General features: G+C 67.1%; 17 protein-coding genes. 9 read left to right on the top strand and 8 right to left on the bottom strand.

Features of this window, described 5'->3' with window-relative positions; genetic code table 11:
- The first annotated feature begins 595 nt into the window (after positions 1-595).
- Together Ga0609869_RS12665 and Ga0609869_RS12660 are read left to right on the top strand one after the other, a co-directional pair.
- The gene (locus Ga0609869_RS12665; RefSeq protein WP_369022867.1) at positions 596-2,917 is read left to right on the top strand and encodes a nidogen-like domain-containing protein; all 2,322 of its coding nucleotides are present in this window, start codon (positions 596-598) and stop codon (positions 2,915-2,917) included.
- Positions 2,918-3,418: 501 nt separating this feature from the next.
- Complete coding sequence (locus tag Ga0609869_RS12660; RefSeq protein WP_125402966.1) at positions 3,419-9,253, top strand: LamG-like jellyroll fold domain-containing protein; 5,835 nt, start codon at positions 3,419-3,421, stop codon at positions 9,251-9,253.
- A gap of 41 nt (positions 9,254-9,294) precedes the next feature.
- Here the strand turns inward: Ga0609869_RS12660 and Ga0609869_RS12655 are convergent, their stop codons facing one another.
- From Ga0609869_RS12655 to Ga0609869_RS12620, 8 genes are all read right to left on the bottom strand, one after another.
- Positions 9,295-9,951 (bottom strand): helix-turn-helix domain-containing protein, encoded by a 657-nt coding sequence (locus Ga0609869_RS12655; RefSeq protein ID WP_125402967.1) that lies wholly within the window; start codon positions 9,949-9,951, stop codon positions 9,295-9,297.
- A gap of 319 nt (positions 9,952-10,270) precedes the next feature.
- Complete coding sequence (locus Ga0609869_RS12650) at positions 10,271-11,227, bottom strand: L,D-transpeptidase (protein ID WP_125402968.1); 957 nt, start codon at positions 11,225-11,227, stop codon at positions 10,271-10,273.
- An 85-nt stretch (positions 11,228-11,312) separates the two neighbouring features.
- Positions 11,313-11,609 (bottom strand): hypothetical protein, encoded by a 297-nt coding sequence (locus tag Ga0609869_RS12645; RefSeq protein WP_125402969.1) that lies wholly within the window; start codon positions 11,607-11,609, stop codon positions 11,313-11,315.
- A 31-nt stretch (positions 11,610-11,640) separates the two neighbouring features.
- Positions 11,641-11,922: a hypothetical protein gene (locus Ga0609869_RS12640; RefSeq protein ID WP_245972073.1), complete on the bottom strand. Its 282-nt coding sequence runs from the start codon at positions 11,920-11,922 to the stop codon at positions 11,641-11,643.
- Positions 11,923-12,168: 246 nt separating this feature from the next.
- Positions 12,169-12,510, bottom strand: coding sequence for a hypothetical protein (locus Ga0609869_RS12635; RefSeq protein ID WP_125402970.1), 342 nt, complete (start codon positions 12,508-12,510; stop codon positions 12,169-12,171).
- Positions 12,511-12,583: 73 nt separating this feature from the next.
- The gene (locus Ga0609869_RS12630; RefSeq protein ID WP_125402971.1) at positions 12,584-12,883 is read right to left on the bottom strand and encodes an SH3 domain-containing protein; all 300 of its coding nucleotides are present in this window, start codon (positions 12,881-12,883) and stop codon (positions 12,584-12,586) included.
- A gap of 7 nt (positions 12,884-12,890) precedes the next feature.
- On the bottom strand, positions 12,891-13,202 hold the full coding sequence (locus Ga0609869_RS12625; RefSeq protein WP_125402972.1) for a hypothetical protein: 312 nt from the start codon (positions 13,200-13,202) through the stop codon (positions 12,891-12,893).
- A gap of 25 nt (positions 13,203-13,227) precedes the next feature.
- The gene (locus Ga0609869_RS12620) at positions 13,228-14,544 is read right to left on the bottom strand and encodes an META domain-containing protein (RefSeq protein WP_125402973.1); all 1,317 of its coding nucleotides are present in this window, start codon (positions 14,542-14,544) and stop codon (positions 13,228-13,230) included.
- 512 nt (positions 14,545-15,056) lie between these two features.
- On the opposite strand from Ga0609869_RS12620, the gene Ga0609869_RS12615 reads away from it, so the two are divergent.
- From Ga0609869_RS12615 to Ga0609869_RS12585, 7 genes are all read left to right on the top strand, one after another.
- Complete coding sequence (locus Ga0609869_RS12615) at positions 15,057-15,821, top strand: N-formylglutamate amidohydrolase (RefSeq protein ID WP_125402974.1); 765 nt, start codon at positions 15,057-15,059, stop codon at positions 15,819-15,821.
- Complete coding sequence (locus Ga0609869_RS12610) at positions 15,818-16,390, top strand: TRAP transporter small permease subunit (protein WP_125402975.1); 573 nt, start codon at positions 15,818-15,820, stop codon at positions 16,388-16,390. The genes Ga0609869_RS12615 and Ga0609869_RS12610 overlap by 4 nt, the downstream gene beginning before the upstream one ends.
- A complete protein-coding gene (locus tag Ga0609869_RS12605; protein WP_125402976.1) occupies positions 16,387-17,715 on the top strand; it encodes a TRAP transporter large permease in 1,329 nt (442 codons plus the stop codon). Before Ga0609869_RS12610 ends, Ga0609869_RS12605 begins: the two co-directional genes overlap by 4 nt.
- A 67-nt stretch (positions 17,716-17,782) precedes the next feature.
- Positions 17,783-18,823 carry a TRAP transporter substrate-binding protein gene (locus tag Ga0609869_RS12600; RefSeq protein WP_125402977.1) on the top strand — a complete coding sequence of 347 codons (1,041 nt, stop codon included), beginning with the start codon at positions 17,783-17,785 and terminating at the stop codon, positions 18,821-18,823.
- 57 nt (positions 18,824-18,880) lie between these two features.
- Positions 18,881-20,248: a glutamine synthetase family protein gene (locus tag Ga0609869_RS12595; RefSeq protein ID WP_125402978.1), complete on the top strand. Its 1,368-nt coding sequence runs from the start codon at positions 18,881-18,883 to the stop codon at positions 20,246-20,248.
- Between the two features lie 145 nt (positions 20,249-20,393).
- Complete coding sequence (locus tag Ga0609869_RS12590) at positions 20,394-21,770, top strand: aldehyde dehydrogenase family protein (protein ID WP_125402979.1); 1,377 nt, start codon at positions 20,394-20,396, stop codon at positions 21,768-21,770.
- Between the two features lies 1 nt (position 21,771).
- Entirely contained in the window at positions 21,772-22,917 is a 1,146-nt protein-coding gene (locus tag Ga0609869_RS12585) for an iron-containing alcohol dehydrogenase (RefSeq protein WP_125402980.1), read from the top strand.
- The last annotated feature ends 85 nt before the right edge of the window (positions 22,918-23,002 follow it).

Here is a 23,002-nt window from a genome sequence, read left to right as displayed (position 1 = left end):
CGCCATGGACAGCGATCACCGGATCGGTGCAGGCGGCCAGGCCGGGGCCGTTCAGGACGAGATACGAAAGATCTTTGGTCCGGCCATCCGGGGCGCCCCGGCCTCCCGGTGCCTCGATCCGGCCGCGAGGGGCGGGTTTGCCGACACCCCCGGTCGGTCGGCACGGTGATGGGGCCGGCGCCCGGGCCCTGTTGCGCCTGCGCAGGCTCGATGCCGGGAAGTGCCGGCAACAGCACCCACATCGCAAATCGCCGCTTCATCGCGCGTGCCCCGCTTGTATCTGCCGACAGCACGGCGCATCTCTCCGCGCCATCTCGGCGTGCAACCATAATGAGCACAGAGCCATGCCGCTTGGCAGGGCGAAAAGATGCGTTTCGGGTCGCGGCACGGCCGTGGGCGCGGCCGCGGTGCCTGGGCGCTCGGCGGCCCGCGGCCGGGGCGATGTCACATTTTCGACAGAAAATGATGCTCATACGCAAGGGGCGGCCCGGTGCAGGCTTTCGAAACCCGTGCCCGCAGGTGATGAGCCGACAAAGGACGCCGGCGCCCCTTGGGCGCGATACCGCAGGCAGGTCGAGGGCAAGGAGGCCGGTATATGGCAGAGGGCGAAGCAGGGGTTGCGCTCGTTGCGGGGCTCGGCGGCGACGCCGGGTTCGGCGAACAGTTTCTGGCCCGCAACGACGACGGCTCGACCATGGAGGTCGATATCACGTCGATCTTCGAGAGCGGGGTCAACTTTTTCGGGCGCGAGTTCACGACGCTCTGGGTGAACAACAACGGCAGCGTGACCTTCAACGGCGCGCGCAGCACCTTCACCCCCACCGCGATCACCGAGGATAGCGGCAACCCCGAGATCTCTCCCTTCTTCGCCGATGTCGACACGCGCGGCGGTGCGGTCGAGGCGACGCCGGGCGGCAACTCGATGGGCACAAACCTGGTCTATTACGACTTCGACATGGTCAATGACCGGGTCGTGATCACCTGGGATGATGTGGGGTATTACAGCTACGCCACCAACAAGCTGAACGCCTTCCAGCTGATCCTGAGCGACCGCGGCGGCGGCGATTTCGACATCGAGTTCCGCTACGAAGAGATCAACTGGACCACCGGCAGCGCCAGCGGCGGCACCGACGGGCTGGGCGGCACCGTGGCGCGGGCGGGTTATACCGCCGGCACCGGCAGCCCGGACGCCTATTTCGAGCTGCCCGCCTCGGGCGACCAGGCGGCGATCCTGGCGCTGGACGAGACCGAGGGCAATACCGGCGACGTGGGCCGGTGGCTGTTCAACGTGCGCTCGGGCGACATCGTCAGCGCCGACATCCCGCCCTTGCCCGACCGCGGCGCCACCGGCTGGACCTCGGGCGACCCGCACCTGTCGACGCTGGACGGGTTCGACTACGACTTCCACGCCGCGGGCGAGTTCGTGCTGTCGCGCGGCATCGGCGATGCCGGCTTCGAGATCCAGGGCCGCTTCACCCCGGTGAGTGACGACCTGACGGTGATCGAGGCGGTGGCGATGCGCGTGGGCGACGCGGTCGTGATGATCGACGGGGCCGATGCCCAGCCGGTGCTGATCGACGGCGTGGCGACGGAGATCGAGAATTTCGGCTCGGTCGCCGTGGGCGCGGGGCGGATCTACCGCGAAGACGACAGCTACACGGTGGTCTATTCGGGCCGCGACGGCATCGTGAACGCGGGCGACAGCCGGATGATGGTCGATGTGCGCGACGGCCGGGTGGATGTCGCCGTGCGGGCCAACGCCGAGCTTGTGGGCGATGTCGAGGGGCTGCTGGGCAATGCCGACGCCGACCCCGACAACGACGTGGCGCTGGCCGACGGCACCGTGCTGGCCCGGCCGCTGGCCTATGACGACCTCTACGGCGCCTACCGCGACGACTGGCGGGTGGCCGAATTCGCCGACAGCCTGTTCACCTATGATACGGGCGAAAGCCTCAGAAGCTTTTACCGCGCCGAGTATCCGGCGTCGGCCGTGACGCTGGCCGATCTCGACACCGACGCGGTGGCGGCAGCCGCGGCCGCGGCGCGCGCCTACGGGCTGATCGAGGGCACGCAGCGGTTCGACAACGCGGTGCTGGACCTGGTGATCTCCGGTGACGACAGCTATCTCGCCTCGGCCGCCGAAACGCCGCGCTCGGGCCTGGGCGGTTTCGAGGGGGTGGTGCTGAGCGGCACCGAAGCGGGAGAGACCCTGCGCGGCACCGGCTTTGCCGACATCCTGCGCGGGCGCGGCGGCGCCGACCGTCTGCTGGGCGAAGAGGATGACGACACGATCTTTGCCGGCGACGGCACCGACACGGTCAACGGCGGGGATGGAAACGACACGATCTATGGCGGCGACACCGACGCGGATCGCCGCGACGAGATCTACGCAGGTGCGGGCGACGACCGGGTCGACGCGGGCTACGGCAACGACGCGGTCTTCGGCCAGGGTGGCAACGATATCATCGCCGGCGGTTTCGGCGCCGACGAGTTGCAGGGCCAGGACGGCAACGACACGATCACCGGCTCGGCGCTGTCGGACCTTGTCTTCGGCGGCGAGGGCGATGATTTCGTCAACGGCGGCTTCGGCTTCGACCGGATCAACGGCGGGGCCGGGGCGGACAAGTTCTACCATCTCGGCATCGCCGACCACGGGTCCGACTGGATCCAGGACTACAGCGCCGCCGAAGGCGACGTGCTGCTCTTTGGGCAGTCCGGTGCCTCGGCGGACGATTTCAACGTCCAGTTCACCCATACCTCGTCGCCCGAAACCGGGCGGTCGGGCGATGACGACGTGCAAGAGGCGTTCGTCGTCTACCGTCCTGCGGGCCTGATCGTCTGGGCGCTGGTCGACGGCGGCGGCGAGGCCAGCCTGAACATCGAGATCGGCGGTGAGGTCTTCGACCTGCTGGCCTGACAGAGGCGCGCGGCATGGATCGTGAAGGGCATTGCAGGCTAATGAAAAATAATAATAAGCAATGTAATGTCACGCATGCTTAATCCATAACATGATGTTGTTTGGCGTCGGCAGGTGCCCGCCGGAGCGGCATCTGCGAGGCCGGTTCGGATTTGCCGTGCAGGAACGGGTGCCGGGCCCGCGCCAGGTATTGGCTGCACGGGCCGATGGCGCAGTCTTGGCGGGTCTGATGAGCCCGGGAAACAGACTGTTTTCCAAACCGGCAACACAACCAAGCCGCTGTTTGGAAGAATATTTATAAAAATAATGATTTGCGTCGGTTTTCTCGCGCCCGCAGGGCAGGGGGCAACCCGCCGGGCGGCGCGCCGACTGCCCATAAATGGTCCAAATTGCCGGCTACGGCACTCTCGTCGGGACTTTGCCCGACGCGTTGACGCCGCCTGACGGCCAGCCCGCGCCCGCATCGAACAAGACCTCCGTCAGGTCGACAGGAGCCCCGCCATGTCGCTCGCCACCTACGTCAATTTCCCGCGCATCGAATCCGATCTCGTCGACATCCAGCTCGCGCCCGAGGGCATCACGATGAGCGGCACTGGGCTCGACCTGCTGCTCGACCTGGCCTTGACCGACCAGGGGCTGAACCGCCGGGTCGATGGCGCCGAGTTCGCCGAGGCGGTCCGCGCCATGGCCACGATGAACGACATCATCCTTCAGGCGATAGAGGCCACCGGAATCGCCGGCGACGGCGGTATCGATGCGGCCGAGATCTACACGCTGTCCGCCTATATCGAGGCGAATTTCCACGCCGACTGGACGCTTGCCCACGGCGATGACGAGCACGGGATCGAGACCGGTTTTCACCTTATCCAAAGCGATGGGGGCACGACGCGCATTCTGGGCGAGAGGGGCGTCGATACCGTGGCCGACGGGCTTTACCACCTCGGATTCGGCACCGAGGGCCATAACCTCATCAACGAGGACGGCGACCGCAACGCGCAGGTCGATGACGTTGCGTTCTGGCTGAGCGCGCTACTGGCCAAGGACCTCGAGGCAGGGGTTTTCGACGGCCCCGCGACCACCGGCACCGCCACCACGGGCTCGGGGCTGGACGATCTGGTGGGGATGATCGAGGCCGACGAGGGCCTGCTGCGGCGCGTGCCGCTGGCCGATATCCGCGCCGGCGCCGAGGCTGCGAACACGATGAACCGGATCATCGTCGACGGGATCGAGGCGCTGGACCTGGGCGAGGACGGCACGCTCAGCACGGCCGAGATCTACGCGCTGTCGGACTGGATCCGCAGAACCCATTACGACGATTTTGCCGCGGCCCACGGCGACGACGAAGAGGAGGTCGAAACCGGCTTTCACCGGGTTCAGAACGACGGGGCCGAGGGGCGGATGTGGGGCGACAACATCGTCAACACCATCGCCGACGGCATCTATCACCTCGTCTTCGGCTATGAGGGCGACCGGCTGATCAACGAGGACGGCGACCGCAATGTGCGCGTCGAGCAGGTCGCCTACTGGCTGAACGAGCTCTTGGCCGAGGATCTGGAAGGGTGGCGCACGGCACCCGAGACGCGCCGCGATGTGCGCGGCCTCGACGCGCTCGTCGCCCTGGTCGAAGAGGACCCCGAGCTCAACCGCCGGCTGCCGCTTGACGAGATCCTCGACGGGATGGCCGCGGCGCAGGGAATGAACGACATCATCGTCGCGGCGATCAGGGCCACCGGCGTGGCCTATAACGGCACGCTGACCGCCGGCGACGTGAAGGACATTGCCGACTGGATCAACGCCGAACGCTACGACGAATGGCTGGTCTTCCACGGCGACGACGAAGAGGGGATCGAGACCGGTTTCCACCTGGTGCAGAACGACGGCTCGGTCACCCGCGCCTATGGCGAGAACGCGATCGACACCGTGGCCGACGGCATCTACCACCTGGGCTTCGGCTATGACGGCGGCCGGATCATCAACGAGGACGGCGACCGCAACGTCTCGCTCGAAGATCTCGCCTACTGGCTGTCGGACCTTTTGGAGGATGAGCTGAAGGACGGCAGCCTTCTGGGCAGGGCCAACCCCTACGACGTGGCCGGCACCGGCACCGGGCTCGACCGGCTCACCGATGCGCTGTTCGCCGATCCGCGTCTTGCCAGCAGCTTTGCCACCAGCGACCTGGCGGAGGCGGCCCAGGCCGCCGACCGGATGAACGCCATCCTGCTTGAGGCGGTTCGGCAGACCGGCGCGGCCAATGACGGAACCTTCACCGCCTACGAGATCGGGCTGATCGACGCGTGGATCGCGGAAAATGCGCTTGCGGCCTGGGATGCGCTGGCCGGGGACGACAGCCGCGACGGCGACGGGTTCCGCAAGGTGCTGGGCGAAGGCGCGACCGTGCGCGTCGAGGGCGAGGACGCGGTCGACCGCATGGGCCGCACGATCTATGCCCTGGGCCACGGCCTGTCGCACGGCAGCGGTGTGACCGACGCCGATGGCCGCTGGGTCGGCACGGCCGAAGATGCCGCGGGCTATCTGAACGCGCTTCTTGCCACCGAACTCGCCGGGGGAAGCCTGGTCAATCCCGACCTGCTGCCCGCCGATCCCGCGGATTTCGCCGACGCGCTGGTGGCCGCGACGCCGGGCCCGATCACCGTCGCCGGCGGCACCGGCAGCACCCAGATCGCCCATGCCGCGGGCCTGGAGATCGACGCCGGCGCCATCGCGATCTCGTTCACGGCCGACAGCGTGGACGGGTATGAGCCGCGGATGCTGCTGTCGAAAGACCACCACGGCTACGAAGCGGGCGGCCATACCACGATCTGGGTCGCCGACGGCCGCGTCCACGCGCGGCTGCAGGACACGGATGAGAGCTGGACGCTGTCCTCGGGCCGGGGCGCTGTGGTTCCGGGGCGGCCCGTGGATATCGTGCTGAATTTCGGCCCCGGCGGGGCGGAGCTTTTTGTCGATGGCGAGAAGGCCGACGAAGACGCCGAGGCGGTGATTACATGGGCGCTGAACGATAACCCCATCGCCATCGGCGAGTCGCGAATGTATGCCAGCGACGACGCCCTGACCGAACGCGATATGTTCGAGGGCGAGATCACCGCCGTCCGGGTATACGACCGGCCCCTCGACGTAACCGAAATCCTTGGCCTCGACCGGGCCGAACCGCCGGCCGGCGCCGGGGCGCCCGAACCGCTGGCCGACGGTGCGGTGCAGACCCGGGGCAGCGGGCTCTTTGCCGAGATCTACGACACCGACGGTCGTTTTTCGTCGGTCGATGCGCTGATCAGCGGCATCGAGGACGACACGCTCGACCGGACCCACACCGCCGAGACCGGGCGCATCGCGTTTGGCGGACGCGGAGAGCAGAGCCTTTCGGACTTTTTGGGCGAGGAGGCGACGGTCGTTTCGGGCAACGGCGCTGCGGCGGTCGAGACCATGGGCCTGCACCTGTCGGGCTATATCTGGATCGATGCGGGCAGGCACAGCCTGACCGTGCGTTCCGACGACGGTTTCGCGCTGAATATCGGCGGCGAAGAGGTCATGCGCTACGGCGGCGACCGTGCGACCGCGTCGACCAAGGTCTCGGCGGCGTTCGAGGGCGGGCTTTATGAAATCGACCTCTATTATTTCGAGAACGGCGGGGATCAGGCGCTTGAGCTCTTGATGGATGACGAGGTCGTCGAGGCCTCCCGCCTTTACGACAGCATCGACACCTATGCGCGTGCGCCGGCCTATGACCCGGCGGGCGATGGGCCCGCGCTGACGGGTACCGGGCTCGACACGCTCTGGGCGTGGGTCGAAACCGACAGCGGGCTGATCGAACGCACCTCGGCCGACGACCGCGCCGCGGCCGCCGAGGCCGCCGAGCAGATGAACGCGATCGTCATCGACGCAATACGGGCCACGGGCGCGGCCGATGACGGCGCGCTTTCGGCCGGCGAGGTCTACGACATCTCCGACTGGATCAACGCCAACCGCTACGACGACTGGCTTCGGCTGCATGGCGACGACGAGGACGGCGTCGAAACCGGGTTCCATCGCGTCCAGAACGATGGCGGCGAAGTGCGGGCCTTCGGCGAGGCCGCGATCAACACCGTGGCCGACGGGATCTATCACCTGGGCTTCGGCTATGACGGCGACAGGCTGATCAACGAGGACGGCGACCGCAATGTGCGGGTCGAGCAGGTGGCCTTCTGGCTGAACGCGCTCCTCGACAAGGACCTCGAGGCGGGCAGTCTCGTCTCGGGCAACGACAGCCTGCCGGCCGCGACCACGGAAACCGGGCTGGACCGGCTGATCGAGATCGCCGCCCACGACATGAAGCTGACGAACCGTATCCCCGAGGCCGAGCTGGTCGAGGCGACCGAGGCGATGGACGCGATGAACGGGCATATCCTGTCGGGCATCCGCGCGCTTGGCCTTGCCAATGACGGCGAAATCACCGCCGCCGAAACCGCCGGGCTGTCGGACTACATCGCCCGCCGCTTCGCCGACAGCTTCATCGCCGCCCATGGCGATGACGAGGACGGGATCGAGACGGGTTTTCACCTCGTCCAGAACGACGGCGCCATCTCGCGGCTTTACGCCGAGAACGCCATCAACACGGTCGCCGACGCCATCTACCACCTCGTCTTCGGATACGAACACGGCCGGCTGATCAACGAGGACGGCGACCTCAATGCCAGGCTGGAGGATGTCGGCGCCTGGCTGACCGCGCTCTTGCAGGAGGACATGGAAAGCCTTGCCAACCCCGATGTCGCGCCGGTCGCGCCGGGGGATACGGGAACCGGGCTGGATGCCTTCGTGACCACGATCGCGGAGGATGCGGAGCTGAACCACAGGCTGAGCCTCGCCGAGATCCGGGGCGGTGCCGCGGCGGCCAACACGATGAACCACATGATCGTCGCGGGGGTCGTCGCCACGGGCATCGCCCGCGATGGGCAGTTCAACGCCGCCGACATGCGCCTGCTGTCGGACTGGATCGCCGAGACCTACAATGCGGATGGCCGCGGGCCCTTCGCGCGGGCCCATGGCGACGACGAGGACGGCATCGAGACCGGTTTCCACCTCGTGCAGAACGACGGGGCGTCGTCACGGATCTTTGGCGAGAACGCGGTCAACACGGTGTTGGACGGGACCTATCACCTCGGTTTCGGCTACCGCGACGGCCGGCTGATCAACGAGGACGGAGACAACAACCAGACGCTCAGCGACGTGGCCTATTGGCTGGAGGCGGCGCTGGCGGGCGAGATCGCCTCGGGCGAGCTGGTGACCGACGCATCGGCCGACCCTTACGTGGCCGGCACCACGGGCACCGGGCTGGACGGGCTGGTCGAGATCATCACCCGCGACGACGCGCTGGGCCTGCGGCTTTCGACCCCCGAGATCGCCGAGGCCGCGGCGGCCGCGGACGATCTGAACGCCCTGCTGCTGGATGCGATCGAGGCCACCCGCGTGACAATCGACGGGCGGCTGACGGGCACCGATCTCAAGGATGTCGCGCTGCATCTGAAGGCCAATGTCGCCGACATCTGGGCCGAGCTTCACGGCGAGGACAGCGGCTTCGACCTCGCGTGCTACGCGGGCTCGGCGCTGTTCGGCCGGTCGGCGGTCGGCGAGGTGGCCGACGCGATCTACAATCTCGGCTTCGGGTTTCGCGGCGACAACGCGACGACCGAGAGCGGCGGCTGGGACGAAGGTCTGTCGACCGTGGCCGACTGGCTGAGCGAGCTTCTGGGCGATGCCGTCACCGATGGCAGCCTGGCCGGTCGCGCCGTGACCGACGAAACCTTCGACGCCGACCCGATCGCCGAATTCGCCGGGCTGTCCATCGACAGCGGCGACGATGCGCGCGTCTTTTCCGCGGGCCGCGCCAGCGATGCGGGCACCTTCGTCGCCAGTTTCGTGGCCGACACGGCGAGCAGCGGCGAGGCGCAGGTCATCGTCTCTCGCGGCAGGCTATACGACGATGACGGAAGCTACCGGCTGGAGGTCGACGACAACCGGCTGGAGCTGGAACTGCGCCAGGACGGCCGCTACCTGCGGCTCGACAGCGGCGATTTGACGATCGAGGACGGCGAGATCTACACCGCCGGTTTCAGCTTCGACGACGACATGATCAGCCTTTACCTCGACGGCAGCAAGGTGGATGTCGAGATCGAGACCGGCGTCGATTTCGCCGCCATGGATTCGGAGATGGTGCTGGGCGCCGCCTACCGCGACCGGTGGGACGGCACGGCCGATCCTGTGAAAGCCTTCGACGGAGAGATCAGGGAGGCCGCGCTTTTCGACGAGGTTCTGGGCAACGCAGACTTGCACTATCTGAGCTAACCGGTTGCCTTGGGGCGAAAAACCCGCCGGCAGCGCTGTCTTCAGTATAGCGGCGCCAGCGCGCCGATCAGGTCGGCCCGCGTGCCGCGGTGCAGCGCGGTCATCGCGCCGTCGCTGTCGGCCGATACGACATCGACCTGCTCCAGCGAAACCTCGGTGTTGGCCGGAAACGCGAAATAGCACGACACGTAGTTGAGGACCTGCACCAGGTGGCCGTCCTTGAGGATCGGCTCCCAGACCGTCGTATGCCCCTTGCCGCGGAAATTGATCGTGAAACGGAACAGCAGCGCATCGCCGCAAAGCAGCCCGGAATGCCTGACATGGTCGGCCAGTTCGGGAAATCCCATCATGTCGGCGTAACGGTCCAGACCGGTCCCGATCATCTTCGACGGCTCGCACCCGCGGTCACGGAAATGACGCCGCGCCGATGCCGATGCCTCGCGCAGGCGCAGCCGACTGTCGAGCAGTGTCGCCGGCATCAAGTCGTTCCTCACCAGGCTGATGCTGCGCACGAGGTGGCGTTGCTCGTCGTCGCGCAACAGCATGTTGCGCAGCGTGGACTGCCGCGCCGGGCGCGGGTTTTCGACACCGCGCTCCCAGCGGCTGACCGTGCCTTGGTCGACGCCAAGCTGATCGCCCAGTTGCGACTGGGTGATCCCCAGCCGTCTGCGCAGATCGCGGATTCTTGCGCCTTCCAACGCTTTTCCTCCCGTTCGTACGCGGCACCGGGACCGTGCCGCGCCTTTTAGGATAGCTCATCTGCAATTCATTTCGAATTCAATGATTCCGCGCGATTCGCATTCTGACAAGGCCCTGCGTCCTGTCAGTTCGGTCCCGGGAACGGGTGGCGAAGGGGGTGATCGCCGCTATCTGCCCGGCGGAAATCAAGAAAATGCGATGCTTCGGTCCTGGCAATGCCGCCGGGCAACGGGGCAGGGTGGCCGCGCCAGCCATCGCCGTTGCAACCGGCCGTCGCGGCGGACCGGCCGGGGCAGGGCGCCGCGCGCCCCGGACTTGTCACGACATGATGACGAAATCGCGGCCCGAGCGGCTGTCGGGGTGCAGCGGCAGGTCGGTCAGGATGAAGATCATGCCGGGGTGGATGTAGCCGCGCAGCTCCGCCGCAAAGCGTTCCTCGGTGCGCACCCGGCGCAGGTCGTGCGCCTCGCGGACCGGGTCGGCGCCATAGGTCAGCGCTGCCCAATGCATGCCCTTCTGCCCGTCATGGGCGCCCTTCAGCACGTAGACATGGCTGCCCAGCGGTTTGCCATCCCACAAAAGCTTGCCCTCGGCCACTTCGCGGTCGTTCTCGATCACCAGGATCCTGCCGTCATAGGACGACGCGATCATCGAGCTGATCGGGTGCGCGTCGTCCAGCTCCCAGTCCGACGGGTGTTTCTTGTCGTCGAGCGTGGCCAGCACATGCTCGAACTCCTGCTCGGCATAGCCCGACAGGATCAGCCCCGGATGCACCACCTCCTGCGGGGAATGGTGGCTATCGGCGATGACCACCGGCGTGCCCAGATGGGTGACCTCGAACAAAAGCGCCGAGAACTTCAGCGGCAGGCGCACGCAACCATGCGAGGCCGGATACCCCGGCAGGTTGCCCGCATGCAGCGCGATCCCGTCCCATGTCAGGCGGTTGGTGTTCGGCATCGGCGCGTTGTTGTAGGTCGACGAGCGATGGTCGCGGTCCTTTTGCAGCACCACGAAGACGCCGGTGGGCGTCTCGTGCCCGGGCTTGCCGGTCGAGCAGGTCGAAACCGCGATCCGTATCCCGTTGCGGTAGACATGCACGCGCTGTTCGTCGAGCGAGACGATCACGGCCACCGGCCCGTCGGGCTGGCGTTCGGGGTGCCAGACGAACTCGCCCGGCAGCAATTGGTGGATTTCCTTGTAGACATGCTGGCCCAGCGCGCCCGAGGCCGCCAGCACGATGCCACCGGCGCCCGCGACGAAAGCCCGGCGGTTCATTCCAATCAGACGATCTTTTTTCATTCTGCCCGTTTTCCCCCCGGTGGAACGCGCCGCCCGTATTGGACGGCGCGCCTGTCTTGGTTTATTCGGTCGCGGCGGCCTTGAACTCGGCGATGAACGCCTCGCAGTCCGCGGCGCCACCCGCCATCTCGGCACCCTCGGGCATCGCGCTGCCGAGGACGCCGGGAACGGCCTCCAGCACCTGGTCGACCTGTTCAGACGTCATGAGCCCCTGGTCCTGAGCGGCCTGCGTGACAGAACAGATGCCCACCATGAGCCCGCTGCCCGCGCCGGCACCGACCCCCGCACCAAGCAGCATGACCCCGCCGCCGATGCCGATCACCAAGCCGATCACCAGCCCGATCAAAAGTTTACCCATCGTTTCGTCCTTTCCGTTTTTGTTTCGGTCTTCACACTCCGCCCGCGCGTTTGAAAATACGGCATAGAGTTATAAGGATCGCGGCATTCACCAGCGGCGCCCCGGCTGCGAGCCACGGCAGCCAGCGGTCGGAAAAGCCGCCCAGAAACTGGTTCCATGGCAGGCCCAGCGGCACCAGGAAGACCCCCGAGAGCGGGTCTTTTTCCTGGCCGAAGAGGCCAAATGTTCCGATGAGAAGGAGCGCCAGCGCGAACAGGTAAAGCACGACGAAAATCACCGTGACGATCGTGCAGCCGCTTGGCATCGTCCTCATGTCCTCTCCCGCCTTCCTTCAGCAGGCCGCCGATATACCCGCCCACGGCGCCGGCGAGGGCGGAGGCCCGCCAGGGTGTGCTCGTGACGCCGAAAAGCGCACGCGTGATGAACCATCCCACGATAAGGGCGATACAGCCGATGATCGCGTATTTGATCGGTGTGCTGACATGGTCGAGCATGAAGATGCCTTTGTGATTTGCCCGCGGGGCGCACCAGGCGCGGGCGACCCGCGGGCAGGTATCGCTTAAAGGAAACCTTCGTCGCCCATGAACATGACCGACGCGCCGCTGCCGTCGCTGGACACCAGGCACCGCCAGGGCGCGCGCTGCGGGCCGACGACCATGTAGATGGCCGTGTTGGCCTGGGAAAACTCGCTGCCGACGACCTCGACGGCGCCGTCGGTCTGGGCGTCCAGCGTATTGCGGCACGCCGTCACCGCCGCGTTGCTGACCGAGGGATCGAAGGTGGTGATGAAGGGCGGACCCATCGGGGACGGCTCCATCGGGGCTGTGGCGGTGGATGTCTCTTCGACACAGCCCGCGAGCCCCGCAAGCGCCACAGCACCCAAGGCAATTTTCAGTTTCATCGGATATCTTCCTTCTCTCTGGGGGCGGCCGCCGCAGACGGCGGCCATGGAAATGCCCGAGCAGCCGGCGCGGCTACTCTCCAAGGTATCGGCAGGACACATAGCCCTGCAGTTGCGGCGTCTCGCGCAGCGACACGAGGCACCAGCCGTTGCCCTCGCGGGACAGCAGATTGACCTCGCGCAAGGGCGGCAGGCCGACGATGACCTCGAACCCGGTGCCGGGGCCGCGCCGCAGGTTCAGCATGTCGTCCGCCGCGACGCCGGTGACGCGGTAAAAATCGGGGCCGTCGGCCGTCGCGCCGGCGACCGCCGGGGTCAGCGCCAGCGCGGCGGCCAGCCCGAGCGCGGCGCGTGTGGATCTCGTGGTCAACATTCCGCGCTCAATTCGCAAATTCGCTGAACACCGTGACGCTGCCGTCGGCCTCTTGCCGGCAGGTATACGGCGCACCGGCCGCTTGAAGGGTCAGGATCGGCCCGCCCCCGGTCCGGATACGGTCGAGGACGACGACCGCGCCCTGCGGCACGCCGGTCAGCCGCGCGGCCTGCGCCACGCAAGGGGCGGTCATGCTGGCGAACTGGTCTGGCGTGCCGCTCAGCCCGTCGTCGGGCGCCATGGCGGGGCCGCTTTCTTCGACGCAGCCCGCGACCGTGGCGGTCACGAGGGCCGCGGCGATGGTCAGCTTGATGCGCATGGGATTTCTCCTTTTCGCATTCGGGTCAGCCGCCGAAGATCACGGCATCGGGGATTTCGTAGCGTTCGTCGCCCACCCGCACAAAGGTCAGGTCGGCCTCGCGGGTGGCGCCGTATTCGGGGTATCCGTCGGCCTGCGATGTATCCGCGCCGAGCAATTCACCGTCTTGGAAAAACAGCGCCCGTTGCCGCCCGTCGGGGCGGATGACGATCACGGTTGCCGATCCGGCGCCGTCGCGCGCGACGCCGAATTCGCAGCGCGCGGTGGGCTGGCCCGCGGTCTGGGCACAGGGCAGCCGGCCGATGGCGTCGAAGATGCCCAGGCCCGCGCGCAGGGCGGAATTCGCCGGTTCCAGATAGTCGGCCGCCGCCCAGCCGCGCACTTGTTCGCCGTCCAGCGTCTCGACCTCGCACCAGCGGCGCGATGCACCCTGGCTGCAGCCGATATTGCGCAACATCGTGCCCGGCACTGCCCGCGCCACGACGGGCGCGCTGGTCGTCGCCTCGGCCCGGATGTTGAGATGTCCCTCCAGCCCGAAAACCGACAGGTACGCGTTCGCCTGGCCCTGGGAGGCCTGAAAGCTATGCCGCGACGGGGTCTCGCCGTCCTCGGCCGCGGCCCCGCGCTGCGCCGCGGCGTCGGTGCGCCGCAGGGTCATCGTACCGGCCGCGTTCCACAGCGTCAGCGCGTCCTCGAACGGGTCGTAAGAGACCGCGACCGGGCCCGCGAGGATGCCCAGCACAGTGCGTTCCTGCGCGTCGAGCGCGCCGGGGCAGGCCATCTGTGTCGCGCCAACCGGCCCGTCGATGACCAATGCGCCGCCCTCCAGCCGCGCCGTGGCGGTGAACCGGTTGCATCCGGTGCTGCCGGACAGGCCGCCAGAGGGCGAAAAGACGATCTCGGGCACGCCCTGGGGCTGCTGGCCGTCGATCTCGGCGATTGGCCAGGTCTGCAGTTGCGCGTTTGCCGGCATCGCGTCCAGATCGGGCGCGGTGCCCTCGGCCAGGAACCGGCCGGCGGCCCAGCCCTCGACCCCGCGATAGGCGACCTGGCACCAGCGCTGGCGCGCCGCGGCCTGCCGTTCGGCCTCGGTGGCCTGCTGCCATTCGGCGAAACTCAGCCCCCCCTCGCAGCCCAGATTGCGGATGCCGTCGCCATCGGGCGGAATCTCCCCCACCTTCTCGGCATCCGCGGCAGGCGCGGCGCGCAGGTTCAGCACATCTTCGGCCGCCACCCCGGTGACCCGAAAGAAATCGGGCCCGTCCGCCTCGGCCCGGACAGGCCCGGACAGCGCCATCGCGGCCGAGAAGATCAGCGGCGAAAGAAAGCGCAGCGAATTCATGCCCTGTGACCTCTTCGACCTTTTGTCGCCCGGCGGGCAATGCACGTTTTTGGGGTCAACCCGTGTTCTCCGCGGGTCTTGACCGCGACGCGGGACACGACCTAATGCAGGAAATCGAAACCCATCGCTCCAATCGGGGCAATAAGAGGATGAAACCCGCCTCAGGCGAAGGGCGAAATTATGCGTTTGAGGCCAAAACCCGCGTCGGGCCACATCGCCTTGGAACTGGTGGCGCGTTTTACCGGCGGCCCGGGCATAAGCACGAAGGCTGCCGCCGAAGCGCGGGGCCGGAGGGTGCCTGTCTGCCGCTATCCGCGGCAATACCAACGTCTCTTTCAACCCTGGCGGCAGTCGCCGCGCCGGGCCGCACGCACGGTGTATAGTGCCGCGTCGCGCGCCGGGGGTCGGGTGCTATGCTGCGGAAAGAAAAGCCTCATTTGCCGTTGAGCGCGCGATCGAAATAGTGTGTCAGCACCCTTGACAGGATTCCGGCACACCGATCAGATGTGCCGGTGCGTTACGGGGACCCATCCGAAAGCTCGTTCGAAGGGCCAGCCGCCGAGGTCGTGAATGCGTCCGGACGGTGCGGTATCGTTCTGGTCTGCGACCATGCCAGCGCTCACATCCCCGAGGCGTTCGGAACGCTGGGCCTGGCCGAGGCCGACCGCCACGCGCACGCGGTCTGGGATCCGGGCGCCGAATCGCTCTCGCGCGCGTTGTCGGCGCGGCTCGACGCGCCGCTTGTCCTGGGGCGGGTGTCCCGCCTGGTGCATGACTGCAATCGCCCGCCCGCATCGGCGGCGGCCACCCCCGACCGGGTCGAACGCATCGAGATACCGGGAAACCGCGGCCTGACCGAGCGCGACCGCGAGATGCGGGCGCAGGCGGTCTATCATCCGTTTCACCGCGCGGTCGAGGCGACGCTCGCGGGGCAGGGCGCGGCACCGGTGCTGGTTACTGTGCACAGCTTTTCCCCCACCTGGCACGGGGTGCCGCGCGAGACCGAGATCGGTCTCTTGCACGACGCCGAGGCGGGGCTTGCCCGCGCCATGCTGGCCGCGGCCGGGACGGAGTTTCGAACCGAGCTCAACCAGCCCTACGCGGCGGCCGACGGGGTGACCCACACGCTGGCGCGTCATGGCGAGGCAAGCTCGGCAAGCGTGATGATCGAGCTGCGCAACGATCTGCTGGCCGACGCGGGCGGGGTTGCGCGCGCCGCCGACGCGCTGGCCGGAATGCTGGCCGCCGCGCTGGCCGCCGGGGTGCCGGCCTCATGATCGACGCAATGAAGGCCTATGTGCGCGTCGTCGACAGTGCCAACCGGATGGTGGGCCGGGTCGTGATGTACGGCATCTTCGTGATGATGGGCATCCTGCTTTATTCCTCCATCTCCAAGACCTTCTTCGTGCCGTCGCTCTGGACGCTGGAAATGGCGCAGTTCGCCATGGTCGCCTATTACATCCTCGGCGGGCCCTACGCGATGCAGATGGGCGCCAATGTGCGGATGGATCTGCTTTACGGGGAATGGACCGACCGGCGCAAAAGCCAGGTCGACGCGATGACGGTGCTGTTCCTGATCGTCTACCTGGCGTTTCTGCTCTGGGGCGGCTGGGAAAGCCTGATGTATTCGTTCCAGTACGGCGGCGAGCGGTCGTCCTCGGCGTGGCGCCCGTATATCTGGCCGATCAAGACCATCATGGTCGTCGGCATCTTCCTGATGCTGCTTCAGTCGGTTTCGGAGCTGGCCAAGGACATCCTGCGCCTGAGGGGCCACGACATGGGCCCGAAAGACGACGAGCCCGTTCACATGGCGCCCGAAGACCTCGACGGAGGGCGGCGAGGATGAGCTACGAGGTCATCGCGACCCTCATGTTCTCGACGATGATGGTGATGCTGCTGACCGGGCAGCGCGTCTTTGGCGCGATCGGCTTCGTCGCGGTGGTCGCTGCGTTCTTTCTGTGGGGCGACCGGGGCGGCTACGACCTGGGCTTCTCCGCGGCGATCAAGGTCATGCGGTGGTATCCGCTGCTGACGCTGCCGATGTTCATCTTCATGGGCTATGTCCTGTCGGAATCGCGGATCGCCGACGATCTGTACCGGATGTTCCATGTCTGGATGGGCGGCATGTCGGGCGGTCTGGCGATCGGCACGATCGGGCTGATGGTGCTGATCTCGGCGATGAACGGGCTTTCGGTCGCCGGCATGGCCATCGGGGCGACCATCGCGCTGCCCGAGCTGTTGAAACGCAATTACGACAAACGCATGGTCACGGGGGTGATCCAGGCGGGCTCGTCTCTGGGCATCCTGGTGCCACCCTCGGTGGTGCTGGTCCTTTACGCCATGATCGCGCGGCAGCCGGTGGGGCAGCTTTGGCTGGCGGGCGTGGTGCCGGGGCTGATGATGGCCGCGCTGTTCATCATCTACATCGCCATTCGCTGCCGTCTCAACCCGGCGCTCGGCCCGGCGATGGCCGCCGACGAACGCGCCGACATAAGCTGGGGCGAAAAGCTGCGGCTGTTGCAGGCCGGGCTGCTGCCGGTGGGGATCTTCGCGGTGATGATGGTGCCCTTCGTCAACGGCTGGACGTCGCTGGTGGAAAGCTCGGCCATCGGCGCCATCGCGGCCTTCCTCGCCGCGGTGCTGAAGGGGCGGATGACGTGGCACGTCTTCGAGACGTCGATCAAGCAGACGCTCGGCATCACCTGCATGTTCATGTGGATCATCCTCGCCGCCCTCGCGTTCGGCGCGGTGTTCGACGGGCTGGGCGCGGTCAAGGCGATCGAGGACCTGTTCACCGTCAAGCTGGGCCTGAACCCCTGGGTGATCCTGATCCTGATGCAGCTCAGCTTTCTGGTGATGGGCACGTTTCTCGACGACACGGCGATGCTGGTCATCGTCGCGCCGCTTTACGTGCCGCTTGTGGGCGCGCTGGGCTTCGATCTGGTATGGTACGGGGTACTCTATACGATAACGTGCCAGATCGCCTACATGACGCCGCCCTTCGGCTATAACCTGTTCCTGATGCGGGCGATGGCGCCGCCGGAGATCACGATCGGCGATATCTACCGCTCGATCGTGCCCTTTGTCGGCGTGATGGCCGTCGCGCTGGGCCTGGTGCTGGCCTTTCCGGAAATCGCGTTGTGGCTTCCCGGGAAGGTCTACGGAAATTGAGCATCAATTCAACGAGTGGCCGGAAAAACCGGCCCGGGCATATCTTCCAACAAAGGAGTGTATGACAATGACTACATCGAGACGCAGATTCCTCAAGGGCGCCGCCCTGGCCGCGCCCGCATCGCTGGCCGCGCCGGCAATCGTGCATGCGCAGTCGCCGATCCGCTGGCGGTTCCAGACCTATGCCGGCGGCGCGCTGGGCGAACATGTGACCAAGCCCGCCATCGACTACATCAACGCCAACGCCAACGGCGAGCTTGAGATCGAGCTGTTCTACGCCGACCAGATCGTGCCCACGGGCGAGCTGTTCCAGGCGTTGCAGCGTGGCACCATCGACGGCGTGCATTCGGATGACGACTCGATGGCCTCGCCCACGCCGCTGCGCGTCTTCGGCGGCTACTTCCCCTTCGCAACCAAGCACATTCTCGACGTGCCGGTGTTGTTCAACCAGTACGGGCTGGCCGATATCTGGCGCGAGGAATACGCCAAGGTGGGCGTCCAGTGGCTCTCGGCCGCCGGGCAGGACCCGTGCAACTTCAACACCAAGAAGGAAATCACCTCGGTCGCCGACCTGGACGGGCTGAAGCTTTACACCTTCCCGACCGCGGGCCGGTTCCTGGCGCAGTTCGGCGTGGTTCCGGTGAACATCCCCTACGAGGATGCCGAGGTCGCGGTGCAGACCGGCGAACTGGACGGCATGGCCTGGTCGGGCATCACCGAGGACTACACGGTGGGCTGGGCCGACGTGACCGACTACTTCCTCACCAACAACATCTCGGGGGCGTGGATCGGGTCGTGGTTTGCCAACCAGGAGCGCTGGGCCGAGCTGCCCGAGCACCTGAAATCGGTCGTCATGGCCGGCGTCGAGGCAGGCCACACCTACCGCAACCAGTGGTACTGGGGCGGTGAGGCCGCGCTGCGCGCAAACGGCGAAAAGCTCGCCCTGCGCTCGGTTCCGGCCGCCGAATGGGCCGAGGTCGAGAACGCGGCCAAGGTGTTCTGGGACGAGATCGCCCAGGAGGGCGAGGTGCACCAGAAGATCGTGAACATCTTCCGCGAGTACAACGGCGTGATCAACCAGGCCGGTGTTCCGTACAACTTCGAGTAAAACCATCGGGGCGGCCCCGCACCGGGGCCGCCCGCCTTGCCACCGGAGAGCTGCCGCATGACCGCCAACCTGACTTTCGACGCCCTCAACGATGCCGCGGCCAGCGGCGAGATCGACACCGTCCTCGTCTGCCTGATCGACATGCAGGGGCGGCTGATGGGCAAGCGGTTCCACGTCTCCAACTTCGTCGAAAGCGCGCATCACGAAACGCATTGCTGCAACTACCTGCTGGCCACCGATATCGAGATGGCAACGCCCGACGGCTATGCCTCGACGAGTTGGGAAAAGGGCTATGGCGACTACGTCATGCGCCCCGACCTGTCCACGCTGCGCCGCGTGCCCTGGCTCGACGGCACGGCGATGGTGTTTTGCGACCTGATCGACCACCACACGCACCAGCCCGTGCCTATCGCGCCGCGTGAGATCCTCAAGGCGCAGGTCGCCCGGGCCGCGCGCCTCGGGTTCTCGCCGATGATGGCGACCGAGCTGGAATTCTTCCTGTTCGAGGCCAGTTTCGATACCATCCGCCGGGCGGGATTCCGCGATCTGGCGCCGATCTCGGGCTACAACGAAGATTACCACATCCTGCAGACGACCAAGGAAGAGCATGTGATGCGGCCGGTCCGCAACCTGTTGGTCGCGGCGGGCGTGCCGGTGGAAAACACCAAGGGCGAGGCCGAGACCGGGCAGGAAGAGCTGAACATCCGCTATGCCGAGGCCGTTCTGGCCGCCGATCATCACGTCATCGCCAAGCAGGCCGTCAAGGAAATCGCCGACCAGAAGGGCCACGCCGCCAGCTTCATCGCCAAATGGCACCACGACAAGGTCGGCTCGGCCGCCCATATCCACCAGTCGCTGGCCGGCGAGGACGGCAACAACGCGTTTCACGACGGCGAGGCAGAACTGGCGATGTCGGCCACCATGCGCGCCTATGTGGCCGGGCTGCTGAAATATTCGCCCGACATCACCTTTTTCATGGCGCCCTACGTCAACAGCTACAAACGCTTTCTGCCGGGCACCTTCGCGCCGACAAAGATCGCCTGGTCGGTCGATAACCGCACGGCGGCCTATCGTCTGGTCGGCGATGGCACCAAGGGCGTGCGCATCGAATGCCGGATGCCGGGCTCGGACATCAACCCCTACCTCGCCTGCGCGGGCCAGCTCGCCGCGGGGCTGTCGGGTATCGAAGAGGGGCTGGAGCTGGCGCAGCCGGTCTCGGGCGATATCTACGGCATGGACGAGGTCGCCGATTTCCCGCACACCCTGCGCGCCGCGACCGCGACGCTGCGCGGCTCGGACATGCTGCGCAAGACGATGGGTGACGAGGTGGTCGACCACTACACCCGCGCGGCCGAGGTCGAGCAGGAGGCCTTCGACGCCGTCGTGACCGATTACGAGGTCGCCCGCGGCTTCGAACGGGCTTGAAGAGCCGGGGCAGTCATGCCATCGGGCACGCGATGCGGCCGGTGAGCCGTGCGCGGCCCGTCCCGCGTGCCCGGCAAGGGCCGCCCCCGGCCCGCGCCCCGTCGCCGCCGCCCAACCAGACCCTCTTTGCCGAGGATAGCGCCACATGACCAAGACCATCGACCTCGTCTCGCCCATCGACGGCTCCGTCTACCTTTCGCGCGCGGCGCTTGGCCGCGACGCCGCCTTCGAGGCCGCGGCCCGCGCCCGCGCCGCGCAACCCGGCTGGGCGGCGCGCCCGCTGGCCGAACGCATCGCCCTTGTCCGCAAGGCAAACCAGATCATCGGCCAGTCGACCGACCGGATGACCCGCGAGCTTGCCCACCAGATGGGCCGCCCGGTGCGCTACGGCGGCGAATACGGCGGTTTCGACGAGCGGCTGAGCTACATGGCCGATGTCGCCCAAGAGGCGCTGGCGCCGGTCGAGATCGAGGCGAGCGACAGCTTTCACCGGATGATCAAGCGCGTGCCATGGGGCACGGTGCTGGTGGTCGCGCCATGGAACTATCCTTACATGACCGCGATCAACACCGTCGCGCCCGCGCTGATCGCCGGCAACACGGTGATCCTGAAACACGCCGCCCAAACCCTTCAGGTCGGCGAACATCTGGCCGAGGCATTCCACGAGGCCGGCGTGCCCGCGGACGTCTTTCAGAATGTCGTGCTCGATCACGACACCACCTCGGCGCTCTTGTCCGAGCGCGCGGTCGATTTCGTCAATTTCACCGGCTCCGTCGGCGGCGGGCAGGCGATGGAGCGCGCCGCGGCGGGCACCTTCATCCCCGTTTCGACCGAACTGGGCGGCAAGGACCCGGGCTATGTCCGCGCCGATGCCGATCTGGACGCGGCGGTCGAGACGCTGATGGACGGCGCGATGTTCAACTCGGGCCAGTGCTGCTGCGGGGTCGAGCGGATCTATGTGCATGACAGCCTCTTCGACGCCTTCCTGGACAAGGCCGTGGCCTGGGTACGAAAGCAGCGGCTGGGCAACCCGCTGGACCCCGACACCACCATCGGGCCGATGGCCAACATCCGGTTCGCACGCGAGGTGCGCGCCCAGATTGATGAGGCCGTGGCCGCCGGCGCCACCGCCCATATCGCGCCGATGGAGGCCGATGACGGCGGCGCCTACCTGACGCCGCAGATCCTGACCGGCGTCACCCACGACATGCGGGTGATGCGCGACGAGAGCTTCGGGCCGGTCGTCGGCATCATGGCGGTGAAGGACGACGAAGAGGCCATCGCGCTGATGAACGACAGCCGCTTCGGCCTGACCGCGGCGATCTGGACCGCCGATATCGAGGCCGCCGAACGCATCGGCGACCGGATCGAGACCGGCACCGTCTTCATGAACCGCTGCGATTATCTGGACCCGGCGCTGTGCTGGACCGGCTGCAAGGACACCGGCCGCGGCGCCGGGCTGTCGAAACTCGCCTACGCGGCGCTGACCCGCCCGAAATCCTATCACCTCCGGAACCTGTGACATGACGCTTACCGCCAACTGGTCCTACCCCACCGCGATCCGTTTCGGCGCGGGACGCATCGACGAGATCGGCCAGGCCTGCGCCGCCGCCTGCATCACCCGGCCGCTGCTGGTGACCGACCGGGGCCTCGCGACGATGGATATCACCGCGCGGACCCTCGACCTGATCGAGGCCGCCGGCCTCGGACGCGCGATCTTTGCCGAGGTCGACCCCAACCCCAACGAGGCCAATGTCGCGGCCGGGCTCGAGGTCTATCGCGCGGGCGGCTTCGACGGCGTCATCGCCTTCGGTGGCGGCTCGGGGCTGGATCTGGGCAAGGTGCTGGCCTTCATGGCCGGGCAGACCCGCCCGATCTGGGATTTCGAGGATATCGGCGACTGGTGGACCCGCGCCGACCCCGCCGGCATTCACCCGATCATCGCGGTGCCCACAACGGCGGGCACCGGGTCGGAGGTCGGGCGCGCCTCGGTCATCACCAACTCCGTCGCCCGCGAAAAGAAGATCATCTTCCACCCCCGGATGCTGCCGGCCGTGGTGATCTGCGACCCCGAACTGACCGTCGGGATGCCCAGGCCGATCACCGCGGGCACCGGGCTGGACGCCTTCGCCCACTGCGTCGAGGCCTATTCCTCGCCGCATTACCACCCGATGAGCCAGGGCATCGCGCTGGAGGGGATGCGGCTGGTGAAAGAGTATCTGCCGCGCGCCTATGACGACGGCACCGACATCGAGGCCCGCGCGCATCTGATGAGCGCGGCGGCCATGGGCGCCACGGCGTTTCAGAAAGGGCTGGGGGCGATCCACGCGCTGTCGCACCCCATCGGGGCGGTCCACCATACCCATCACGGAACCACCAACGCCGTGTGCATGCCCGAGGTGCTGAATTTCAACGCCCCGGCGATTGCCGGCCGTTTCGACGCCGCCGCCGCCTATCTGGGGATCGAGGGCGGGTTTGAGGGGTTCCGCCTGTTCGTGGACGAGTTCAACGCCCGCCTGGGCATTCCGAAAACCCTGACCGATCTCGGCGTGACGGACCCCGATATCGACACGCTGGTCGCCGCGGCCTTGCAGGACCCGTCGACCGGCGGCAACCCGGTCGAGATGACGCCGGAAAACACCCGCGCACTGATCGAGGCGCTGCTGTAGGACGCGCGGCTTGACGGGGCTTGACGGATAGGGCCGTCGGCGCCGTCCCCGGCGGGGGCCCTCTCGGCCTCTCCGGCGATGCTGG

The sequence above is a fragment of the Rhodovulum iodosum genome, from assembly GCF_041020385.1.
GTDB lineage: Bacteria > Pseudomonadota > Alphaproteobacteria > Rhodobacterales > Rhodobacteraceae > Rhodovulum > Rhodovulum iodosum.
This window is presented reverse-complemented; position numbering and strand designations above follow the sequence as displayed.